Raw genomic sequence first — 9163 nt, forward strand, 5'->3', positions numbered from 1 at the left:
AACACCTTAGAGGGTTAATGCTTGGAGTCTCTTTATCTGCCATAATTTTAGCTCCTTTGGCCATAGCGATCTCTTTGTATCTTATCACACATCCTAAATTTTTACATCTTCTAGAAAATGAAAATGAATTTGGCTTTATGCTGATAGTCTTGATAACTGTTGTTTTAGTTACTTCTGGTATTTGGTTAGTTACTGGATTACAACAATTCAGATCACTTAGTTCTTGGAACAAACGATATTCAAATTATTTGAAAAAACGAAATGACTTGGATGAATTAATTTCATCTGAATACAAAATAGATGAAGAATAAATTCAAATTATGTTTTAGATATATCTCGTCTTGGAAATAATTTCTCGTATGGGTCTATAATCTCATGACAAAAATTCATTCCCTTGTTTGTCACCTTGAAGATTGTAACAGTTCGTTTTCCGTCTGCGACTTCTGTCCTCTGAATTATTTCATTTTTCTCTAAACTGTCTAAAATTTCTTTATGTTTACTAATGTTTAATCCACAAAAACTAAAAAGTGATGTCTGATTGAGCTGACCATATTCCGAAAGAGTTAGAATAATATCTTTTACAATGTATATTCTATCTCTGTATTTTTTGGAATCTGCCAATACTGCCATTTGATTTGCTGATTCTTTAACTATTGTGGATAATTCTTTATTAATTAACAATGTTAAGCAACTCATTATAACATAAAATTTCTAAATTTAATATGAAATCAAAGTTGTCTCTTGGTAAGAGTTTAGTTAAGAATGTGTTCAAAAGAGATAACGAGTTTTCAAATAAATGTAAAATATGTGAAATGGAATTCACAGATCCTGAAAGAACTAAAAAACATATGATAAAAGCTCACTCTAAACCTAAACGTGATAAAGAACATCCAATGTAGTTTCTTATACTATTTTTTTGGAAATTCTAAATCAAAATTATCATATTTTTATACAAATTTTTCATTTCATTAGCTTTGGAACAAACATGTACACAAGTAAAATAATCTCAATTCTTCCTAAAATCATCAAAAATCCAAAAACCATAGTTATGAATGGGTTCAATGCGGCACTAACAGTTCCTGCGACATGCCCTGTGGTCGTTATTGCTGAGACCCCATCAAAAAATGCATCTTGAAAATCATATCCTAAAGTATGCATATATGCTGCAACTAGCAGAGGAATTATTATTGACACTCCTAAAATTATTAACCCTACAACAATATCTTTTTTATCCGACTCTGAGATCTTTACCGAATTTTTATCAAAAATATATCTTAATTTAGCTAATTGCATAAATCTGAAAATCTTTATGCCTCCAGCAGTAGAAAACCCACAACCTCCAATTATCATTGCAATAATCATAATTGTATATGCTACTGGACTTAGATTATCCATATTCATAGTGGCAAATCCTGTAGTTGTACTTGCTGAAATCATGTTGAATGTGTTCTTTAGTGAATTTCCATCCATTGATAATGTAAATATCGTACAGAAAATCACCAATAGAATTAGATACACAATTACTTCTTTTGTTAAATTAATCGAAAGAAATTTTGTTCTAACAAATGCATAATGAAAACCAAATGGGAGTGAACCTAATATCATAGCAATCATCATTACAATGTATTCTGGAGTTGTGAATCCATCAAAAATTTTAGAGTCTGGACTTGTTCCACCAGTTGACAGTGCACTAAATGCCAAGGCAAAGTCATCGAGAATCTCACCTCCTCCAAGATAAAATAATGCTAATGCGATAATTACTGCATAAATTGAAAAGATGATGGTGATTATTGAAAATAATTCTTTTAAATGTGGTACATTTCCTGAAATGAACCCTTTCATGGTTTTGACTCTTTTTTCTGGATAGAATACGGTAACAATCAGATAGATGAAGCTTAATCCTCCAACAAATTGAGCATAACCTCGATAAAATGTAAAACTCCTTGGTAATTCTTCTGGATGTTCTACCAGCGAATATCCACCTGTTGTGAATCCTGCAGAACTTTCAAAAAACGCATCTGCAAATAATTTTACAGGATCATTTGTATCAAAATGTATTACGAAAAGCTGTGGAATCATTCCAAATAATACTAGAATCATAAAACTGGCAAATACTAGAATTGCAGTACCTCTTAATGTGATAGGCTGCTTTTCTCCATAGGAATTCATAAAAAATCCTGAAACTATCAATAGCACTGACATTACATAAATTCCAGTTGCAACTATGGGATCATTTAACAAAGTTGCAATAATTCCCGGTATGAACATTAAGACACCTGTGAACTGCGTCACGACTCCAAGATTCCAAACAACTCCCCAGAGTGTAGATTGTTTTTGTTGCTTTACCAGTGATTTTTTTACAAGGTTAACTATTGTATCTAGATAAAGTATTCCGACTACTAAATTACTTTTTGACAGTACAGCTATCTTTCTAATTTTCTTTTCACGCATTATCTCAAGTGCTTCTGAAAGAAAATGATCTTCGCCAATGGTAATTACTGGAAATACCATGATGTCTCCTAATGTGGTTTTAAGAGGATTTACTAGAGATTCACTTAATTTTGTTAAGATATCTTCATCTGTAACAATTCCAATCGGATTGTATGAATCATCTACTACAATAATTTCATCTACATCTTTCTTTTTTAATATTGTACATGCTTCTGTGATTTTCACATGCTCAGAAAGCATTAGAACATTAGTTCTATAATACTGCGATACTTTTTTACTTAGATAATCTGTAAGATTTTTCTCTTGAGACAATTATCCTGAATTTAGAGCTACTACAGATTAATCTTATGTTGTATACTGTCAAAGTAAATGCGATCTAATACATAGACGTTTCCATATTTTTTTTGAATTTGTTTTATAGGGTATGTGTAGTTTCAAGACCAAACTTTAAACTCCTCATCTTTTATCATTTCATGAGTTCGAAATGAAAGATTCTGATATGTCCTTTGGATTGACTGAAAAAGAACTATATGATTTAATTTGTAATAATGATGAATTGTTAATTTATGATCTAAGAAAAAAAGAAGAATATGCTAAAGGTCATATTAAAAAATCAATTTTAATACAATTCGATGAAAAAAATCTAATCAATGCCTCCAAGTCATCAAAAGTAGTTTTAGTAAGTAAAGATGAAGAGCAATCAAAAAAGGTGGCTTTGTCCCTCAGGAATCAAAATATTGACGCATTTTATCTAATTGGAGGAATAAAAAATTGGACTAGGGGACTTTATTGTACAAATATTTCTTATGTGGGAACAGGTTACCCATAACACCTAATGAATATTGTTGATTTACATGATCCTAAAAGGGTAAATCGTCCACCTGATCAAGCTCAGGTACTATTTTCATCTGGTAACTTTTTGGAACAAGGGTTTTTGATTAATAAGGTTGAACTCAGGCTATATTTAGAAAAAAACGATGCAACATTAGGTCCTTATTCATTAATTACTTCATTTGTAGATACAGACAAAGGCTCAGTTGAAATGATTTATGATGAGGGCTTTCGTGGAGATGACTCTCTTAATCGTACAGTACAATTTCTCATATCCAATCTTGGCATGTCTGGTTTAATTCTACGTTCAATTATCACTCTGCGTGATAATATTGAAAAACAATCTAAGTGACTACTCTTTAATCTATGCTAGAAATTCATGACGTGGTTTTAAAAATACGTGTCATCTTTTGTTTTTATACAGTATTTTAACTTGTAATTCAAAAAGTAAACTTTTCACTCACATTTTATTATGATGTCGGATTAAATTCATCTAATTTTTAATAATACTATGAAAGGAGACGTTTTACTACAAAACATCAAAGTCATAGGAATTATTCCCGTGTCATCAGGAAAAAAAGCAAAAGATGCTAAACTTACTATTCGTGAAGCCATTTTAACCAAATTAGGTAAGAACGTAGATAATGTAAAGAAAAGATGTGCTGATAAGCCATTATCTATCAACATTGCTTTTTCTTTACACAAGACTACACATTCAAAAAAAGATTTAGATGGGCTTTCAGACGTTTTAATCAAAATACTTGGAGAAGAAATGTCTTCTAAAAAAGATGCTCTAAAGGGATTAGGAATTATAACTAATACAAATTTAATTCATAGGATTATCTTGGAAAAAAGCATTATCGCAAAAGATGCTAAAGAAGAGTTTTCTTTTTCAATTTATGAATGGGAATAATCTTTTTTTGAACTATTTTTAATTAAATTCCTTCATTTCACACTTCAATCCATTCTTAAAAGGTTAACGTTGCTATGTTTGTACACATATTCCCTGATTATCTTGTTTTTCTAAAAATACCTAATGGATAGTAGAAAAAGGACTTTGGTAAAAACTGCCGTATACCGTGGTACTATTACATTACTACTGTTTGTTTTGCTTTGGGTGTTCACTGGTGATATTTATGAAACCTCCATTGTTACCCTTGTTTTCAATGTCGCCGCAACAATAATCTACTATTTTCATGAAAGAATGTGGGGAAAAATTACCTGGGGAAACCCAATTACCGTTTAATGGCTCATCTCGACCCAACAAAACCTCCCAAATATGCTTCAAAACGTATTAAAGTAAAACTATAGAGTGTGACTATGTGCGCATATTACAACTACACTGTGACAGCATAGAGTACACTCCTACAAAAAAGGAGATCAAAAGTGCTGAAGAAATTGTTCCAGAAACTAAAAGATTAGAAGAAGTTGTAGTTGCATTTGTAGCCATTGAAAATGGTGATGATTCTTCTGTTGCCCAAAATGCAATATCTCAGATAAAAAATTCAATGACAAAAATTGGATGTAAAAAATTACTGTTATATCCGTATGCTCATCTAAGCTCTAATTTGGCGTCTCCTTCAACTGCATTATCTCTACTCAAAGAAATGGAATCATCGGCATCTGAACTAGAAGTCTCACACTCTCCATTTGGTTGGACAAAATCCTACAAAATTCAAGTAAAGGGACATCCACTAGCTGAGAGCTCTAAAAGTTGTAACAAAAGAAAGTACTGGAGAAAAAATTCAAGGTGAAGAAAAAGAGATGACCTCTGAAGCCCTTAAAGGTGAATCAAAAATTACATCATATTGGAAAATACTTTCTCCTGATGGAACGCTAAGTAACATCGGTGATTTTGATTTTACAAAATATCCTAAACTTGAAATTCTTGCAAAATATGAATCTGCAAAAAAAAGAGCAGTAGATGAACCTCCACCACATGTTGCATTGATGAAAAAAATGGGCATTGCAGATTATGAACCAGCTTCTGATTCTGGAAACATGAGATTCTTTCCAAATGGGCGTTTGATAAAATCTCTAATTGAAAGATATGTTACTGATAGAGTCAAAGAATATGGCGGATATGAAGTTGAAACTCCAATTATGTATGATTCACATCATCCTAGTATGGTTAGTTATTTCAATAGATTTCCTGCTAGACAATACAATATTGATTCTGAAGGTAAAAAATTATTTTTGAGATTTGCTGCATGCTTTGGACAATTCCTTATGGCAAATGAATATCAAATGTCATACAAAAATTTGCCTTACAGATTATACGAATTAACTCGTTATAGTTTTAGACGTGAACAATCCGGTGAATTAGTTGGGTTGCGACGATTGCGAGCATTTACTATGCCTGATTGCCATGCTTTTTGCAAAGATATTGAACAATCTATTAAAGAAATCAAAGTTAGATTTGATTTATCGCGTAACGTCCTAAAAGAATTAGGTATTGTGGATTCTGATTATGAAATGGCGATTCGATTTACTGAAGATTTCTACAACGAAAATAAACCTTCAATTGAAGAACTAGTAAAAAAACACGGTAGGCCAGTTCTAGTGGAAATGTGGAAGGAAAAATTCTTTTATTTTGTTTTGAAATGGGAATTTAATTTTGTTGATAGTATGGGAAAAGCATCAGCACTTTCTACTGATCAAATTGATGTTGAAAATGGAAATCGTTATGGAATTGAATTTGTAGATGAACATAACGTTCGTAAACATCCTATAATTTTACACAATTCTCCAAGTGGAGCAATTGAAAGAATTGTTTATGTCTTGCTTGAAAAAGCAGCACAAGACATCAAAGAAGGAAGAAAACCACAATTTCCACTTTGGCTTGCCCCTACTCAAGTTAGAGTAATTCCTTTGAAAGAAGAATTTTCTTCCATTTGTGACACCCTGGTCGACAAATTATCCTCTTTTAATATTCGTGTTGACATTGATGATAGAAACGAGAGTATAGGGAAAAGAATCCGTGATGCAGAAAAAGACTGGATTCGTTACACTCTTGTAATTGGGGAAAAAGAAGCAAATTCGGAAAATCTAAGTATTAGAGATAGACAAACAGGAAATGTTAGAGAATTGACATTTGATAATTTTATTAATGAAATTAATGAGCAAACAAAAGAAAAACCATTCACTGGCCTTAATCTTCCAAAATATTTATCCCATAGACCTCAACTGATGGTGTAACATGAGTTTTCTAGACTTATACATGAATAGAAATCCAATGATCACTGCATCATCCAGTGATTCTGAGCCTGTGGCAACTGTATTTGGAATTCCATTTGATTCTACACATTCCTACAAACCAGGATGTAGATTTGGTCCTGATGTAATCCGTGATGCTTTTAACAATATTGAGATATTTCATCCTCAATTTGGTATGGATTTGGAATCTGTAAACATTGAGGATTTAGGAAATACAACTCATACAGTTGTAGCAAGTGAAATGATTGACATGGTGGGAAAAATTACAAAAGAGCTTGTTGCAAAGAAAAGACAACTATTCATTTTAGGTGGTGAACACTCTCTAACATTTGGTACTTACATGAGTTTTCCAAAAGAAACTGGTTATGTTGTATTTGATGCACATTATGACTTGCGCGACGAGTTTGCAAATACAAAACTAAGTCATGCTGCATATTTAAGAAGAATCGTAGAGCAGAGAGGATCTGATAACATCTTACATGTTGGTGCGCGTGCATTTGTAAAAGAAGAACTTGAATTCCTTAAAGAGCATAACATCAAGACAATTACTGACAGACAAGTCAGAGAAGGGAAAGGCCTCAAATGCTAAAAGATTTTTCATCTTCTTTTAATTCCATGTATACTAGTTTTGATCTGGATGTTTTAGATCCTGCATATGCACCAGGAGTTGGAAATCCTGAAGCTGCAGGTATGACATCTCGTGAACTATTTGATCTAATTTATTCACTTGAAAACAAAAATGTAACAGGTGTTGATATTGTGGAACTAAACCCTCAATACGATAATGGTGCTACTGCATCTATTGCAGCAAAAATCATGTCTACTCTGATTGCTATGAATTTATCTCGATTAAATTATCATTGAGTTGTTTCTTCATTTGACTTATTCACAATCTCTCAAATCTACATACACAAGTATACTAAAAACAAAAACTCTTGGGAAATCTAATGCTAAATAATCTAAGAGAAATACTCAAACCAACACTTGAAAAGATTGGAAAAATATTTGCGTCAACCGGTCTTTCCCCTAACTTCTGGACAGCCGTTGGGCTTGCATTCGCTTTAGCATCTGCCTTTGTATATGGACTAAGTATTGAATTTGGATTAATCATAGGTGGTGTGTTGTTACTGGTTTCTGGATTTTTTGATATGGTTGATGGACAAGTAGCAAGAGTAACTGGTAAAACATCTCAAAAAGGTTCCTATCTTGATTCGATGTTTGATAAAATATCTGAAGTTGCAATCTTTCTAGGATTATTAATTGGTGGATATGCTGAACCTTATCTTGTATTACTTGCAATAACTTTGTCTTTATTGGTAAGTTATGCAAGGGCAAAATCAGATGCATTAAACATCAAACTCCAAGGAGTTGGTATTGGAGAAAGAGCTGAGAGATTATTGGTAATTGCAATTATTGGAATTATTGGATATATGGAACCCGCAGTAATCATCGTGGTGATAATTGCCGGAATTACATTGGTTCAACGAATGATTGTGACTGCTAAAAACATTAAAGAAAAAACTGACTAGCCAGTATTACATCTCGATGATTTATGTTATACAATTAAAGTTTCAATTAACTAACATTTTTTTATATTGAAATAACTCATTAAATTGCCTAGCAATGAGGAATAATAGAGCATTGATTGTAATACAAAATGATTCACTGTTTCACGATCTGAGCTAGGTAAAAATTATATTTTTTAAAATAGTAAAACTTCTATCGGAGTTTTCCACGTTGTCTTCTGCTGTCTTCTGATCTAATTTTTAAAATCTTAAAATGAATTGCACATGAAATACAATACCATTTCAAAACTGTAGGTGATGCAATGTATGCTCCTTGAGCACGTAGCTCTTTTGCCAATGTATGTTCAACTAGGTTAATTCTACCTGTAACTTTCTTTGCCTTATCTTTTGGTACAGTACAACCACAGTTAACGCATTGAACTGTTCCAGAGGATCCCTTTCCTCCTTTTGTACGTCCTCTACTTGCACGTTTAAGTGGCATGAAATCAATCAAATCTGCCTCCTTATATTCTTGTATGGTTTCCTGTTTCTGCCTATATGTTGAAAACGTCGATCTTATTGAAACATAGGTCTGATTTTTGCTATGATTTTATCTTTGCAAAAATGGCATATGTCCCTCCAATAGCATATGCAATTGCAATCAATATTCTGGATAACAAAATAGCAATATCTTGATGTGATACAAATAACGACGTATCAATCTCGATGGCAATAGGGATTGCAAATAATGCAATTATTCCTACTAATGCCTGTTCTTTGTTATTTTGACTACTCAAATTTTTCATGAAAATATATGTTGAAAAATTTCCCAACCCTATACCTAATAAAATCAAATACTGAAAATATTGTGGAAATACACCTATTAGAGCAAATGGTAATGCCCAACAACTACCGTTTATGATTTTGATATATGTTGGCCACGTCAAACTATTTTTCATTCGAGTTCGAATCAATGCAATCTTTTTTTTAAAACTCAAAAAATAAAGACCAAAAACAATTCCAAATGTTCCAAACCATGCAATTCCGTAGGCAAAACTAGGTAAATTATTTAAAAAAATAATCTCACTTGCAACTGAAGCAATAGTCACTGCAATTGCTACACAAATAAACAAAAACCCAAAAATTCGTCTAATTTCATG

11 protein-coding genes and 2 pseudogenes are annotated in these 9163 nt (G+C 32.2%); 9 read left to right on the top strand and 4 right to left on the bottom strand.

The window, feature by feature from the left end:
* Nucleotides 1-311 (top strand): hypothetical protein (locus tag BG20_RS00880; RefSeq protein WP_010189680.1); only part of this gene is annotated, 311 nt, incomplete at its 5' end.
* A 7-nt stretch (nt 312-318) separates the two neighbouring features.
* On the opposite strand, the gene BG20_RS00885 is transcribed toward BG20_RS00880, so the two are convergent.
* Nucleotides 319-681 (bottom strand): winged helix-turn-helix domain-containing protein, encoded by a 363-nt coding sequence (locus BG20_RS00885; protein WP_238527426.1) that lies wholly within the window; start codon nt 679-681, stop codon nt 319-321.
* Nucleotides 682-722: 41 nt separating this feature from the next.
* Here BG20_RS00885 and BG20_RS12565 point away from each other — a divergent pair, with 41 nt between their 5' ends.
* Nucleotides 723-899, top strand: a complete 177-nt coding sequence (locus BG20_RS12565) for a hypothetical protein (protein ID WP_193352994.1) — start codon at nt 723-725, stop codon at nt 897-899.
* Nucleotides 900-960: 61 nt separating this feature from the next.
* Here BG20_RS12565 and BG20_RS00890 read toward each other — a convergent pair whose 3' ends face one another.
* Nucleotides 961-2763 carry a potassium transporter TrkG gene (locus BG20_RS00890; RefSeq protein WP_048096948.1) on the bottom strand — a complete coding sequence of 601 codons (1803 nt, stop codon included), beginning with the start codon at nt 2761-2763 and terminating at the stop codon, nt 961-963.
* A 172-nt stretch (nt 2764-2935) separates the two neighbouring features.
* Here BG20_RS00890 and BG20_RS00895 point away from each other — a divergent pair, with 172 nt between their 5' ends.
* The 7 genes and pseudogenes from BG20_RS00895 to BG20_RS00930 all read left to right on the top strand — a co-directional run bounded on the left by BG20_RS00895 (nt 2936) and on the right by BG20_RS00930 (nt 8027).
* Nucleotides 2936-3280 (top strand): rhodanese-like domain-containing protein, encoded by a 345-nt coding sequence (locus tag BG20_RS00895; RefSeq protein ID WP_010189683.1) that lies wholly within the window; start codon nt 2936-2938, stop codon nt 3278-3280.
* A 6-nt stretch (nt 3281-3286) separates the two neighbouring features.
* Entirely contained in the window at nt 3287-3634 is a 348-nt protein-coding gene (locus BG20_RS00900; RefSeq protein ID WP_010189684.1) for a hypothetical protein, read from the top strand.
* Between the two features lie 159 nt (nt 3635-3793).
* On the top strand, nt 3794-4195 hold the full coding sequence (locus BG20_RS00905) for a hypothetical protein (RefSeq protein WP_010189686.1): 402 nt from the start codon (nt 3794-3796) through the stop codon (nt 4193-4195).
* Nucleotides 4196-4318: 123 nt separating this feature from the next.
* Nucleotides 4319-4528, top strand: a complete 210-nt coding sequence (locus BG20_RS00910; protein WP_010189687.1) for a DUF2061 domain-containing protein — start codon at nt 4319-4321, stop codon at nt 4526-4528.
* Nucleotides 4529-4604: 76 nt separating this feature from the next.
* Nucleotides 4605-6480 (top strand): annotated as a pseudogene (locus BG20_RS00920) (threonine--tRNA ligase).
* A gap of 1 nt (nt 6481) precedes the next feature.
* Nucleotides 6482-7362 (top strand): annotated as a pseudogene (gene speB, locus BG20_RS00925) (agmatinase).
* A gap of 83 nt (nt 7363-7445) precedes the next feature.
* Complete coding sequence (locus BG20_RS00930; RefSeq protein WP_010189689.1) at nt 7446-8027, top strand: CDP-alcohol phosphatidyltransferase family protein; 582 nt, start codon at nt 7446-7448, stop codon at nt 8025-8027.
* Nucleotides 8028-8217: 190 nt separating this feature from the next.
* Here the strand turns inward: BG20_RS00930 and BG20_RS00935 are convergent, their stop codons facing one another.
* Nucleotides 8218-8505: a 30S ribosomal protein S26e gene (locus BG20_RS00935; protein ID WP_007401727.1), complete on the bottom strand. Its 288-nt coding sequence runs from the start codon at nt 8503-8505 to the stop codon at nt 8218-8220.
* A gap of 100 nt (nt 8506-8605) precedes the next feature.
* A partial coding sequence (locus tag BG20_RS00940; RefSeq protein ID WP_010189690.1) for a hypothetical protein occupies nt 8606-9163 on the bottom strand: 558 nt, incomplete at its 5' end.

Origin of the sequence: Candidatus Nitrosarchaeum limnium BG20, from assembly GCF_000241145.1 — an archaeon.
Classification (GTDB): domain Archaea; phylum Thermoproteota; class Nitrososphaeria; order Nitrososphaerales; family Nitrosopumilaceae; genus Nitrosarchaeum; species Nitrosarchaeum limnae.

Bases quoted from the DNA above. Each gene is read 5' to 3' on its own strand.
- BG20_RS12565 (WP_193352994.1), top strand. From the start codon at position 723: ATGAAATCAAAGTTGTCTCTTGGTAAGAGTTTAGTTAAGAATGTGTTC.
- BG20_RS00895 (WP_010189683.1), top strand. From the start codon at position 2,936: ATGAAAGATTCTGATATGTCCTTTGGATTGACTGAAAAAGAACTATAT.
- BG20_RS00900 (WP_010189684.1), top strand. From the start codon at position 3,287: ATGAATATTGTTGATTTACATGATCCTAAAAGGGTAAATCGTCCACCT.
- BG20_RS00905 (WP_010189686.1), top strand. From the start codon at position 3,794: ATGAAAGGAGACGTTTTACTACAAAACATCAAAGTCATAGGAATTATT.
- BG20_RS00910 (WP_010189687.1), top strand. From the start codon at position 4,319: ATGGATAGTAGAAAAAGGACTTTGGTAAAAACTGCCGTATACCGTGGT.
- BG20_RS00930 (WP_010189689.1), top strand. From the start codon at position 7,446: ATGCTAAATAATCTAAGAGAAATACTCAAACCAACACTTGAAAAGATT.
- BG20_RS00935 (WP_007401727.1), bottom strand. From the start codon at position 8,505: ATGCCACTTAAACGTGCAAGTAGAGGACGTACAAAAGGAGGAAAGGGA.